Below are 826 nucleotides of genomic sequence, written 5' to 3' on the forward strand. Positions count from 1 at the left end.
GAGTTAAAGGACATTCTGGAGGTTTTAGAATTAGCTAGCGCAGAGGAGGGGCAGAGAACTTTTCCCCTACTCCATACAGCTAACCATGCTCTAAAACAACTTATCTCAGAACACGATGCCCTAGCTGACAAATACCGAAAGGAGGGGGGCCATGACGGAGCTTGAAGAAAGAATTTTGAGACTGATACCAGTAGGGGCGGACGAGCCACGCGCAGGGCGAGATATTGCCAATGTACTGGGGCTGGAGATGAGAGCCTTACGAGATCATATTCTTCGGCTTATCGTTCGCTATGGTATTCCTATTGTGGCCAAACGTGGGGCAGGTAACGGCTACTACATCCCTGCTAATGATACTGAACGCCTAGCAGGTATCAGGGAACTAAAAGCTCAGTATGACACAGAAGGAAGGCGTCTAGATGTGCTAATTAAAGCTGATTTAGAAAGCTACAAAGAGCTGCTGAAGGGAGCTGATCAGAATGTTTAGTCTCAGCAAAGAAAGTGAATATGAGCTAACTCATGGCGTTCTGGAGCTTGTGGAGAACTATCTAGAAGCGCGTGAGAGGACCAAACCACGCTTGACAGGGTTAATTTCATCCCAGCAAGCAATGGACGAACTGGACATAAAATATAAGACACTACAACGGTGGGAAAAAGCGGGTCTAAGGCGATACAAGCCACCGCTAGAGGACGCTAGAAAAGTGTATTACAGGGTTAGCGAACTTTTAAAATTTTTGGGGGTGGAAAATGGCAAGGTATAACATACATCCCGCCCAAGGTGGCGGCAAGTATCATGATATGAAAATCTATAAGGATCGGCAGCCTAAAC

Annotated in this window: 2 protein-coding genes; both read left to right on the forward strand. The window is 46.5% G+C overall.

Annotated features, from left to right (window positions below; all coding sequences use genetic code 11):
* Nucleotides 1-151 precede the first annotated feature (151 nt).
* The gene (locus D8792_RS10895) at nt 152-484 is read left to right on the forward strand and encodes a DNA-binding protein (RefSeq protein WP_125371533.1); all 333 of its coding nucleotides are present in this window, start codon (nt 152-154) and stop codon (nt 482-484) included.
* Nucleotides 477-758 (forward strand): XRE family transcriptional regulator, encoded by a 282-nt coding sequence (locus D8792_RS10900; protein ID WP_125371532.1) that lies wholly within the window; start codon nt 477-479, stop codon nt 756-758. The genes D8792_RS10895 and D8792_RS10900 overlap by 8 nt, the downstream gene beginning before the upstream one ends.
* Nucleotides 759-826 lie beyond the last annotated feature (68 nt).

It is taken from the genome of Streptococcus cristatus (genome assembly GCF_003943505.1).
In the GTDB taxonomy this organism is placed as follows: Bacteria; Bacillota; Bacilli; order Lactobacillales; family Streptococcaceae; genus Streptococcus; species Streptococcus cristatus_E.

What these genes read in the sequence shown, in the direction of transcription:
- D8792_RS10895 (WP_125371533.1), top strand. Translation starts at nt 152, where the DNA reads ATGACGGAGCTTGAAGAAAGAATTTTGAGACTGATACCAGTAGGGGCG.
- D8792_RS10900 (WP_125371532.1), top strand. Translation starts at nt 477, where the DNA reads ATGTTTAGTCTCAGCAAAGAAAGTGAATATGAGCTAACTCATGGCGTT.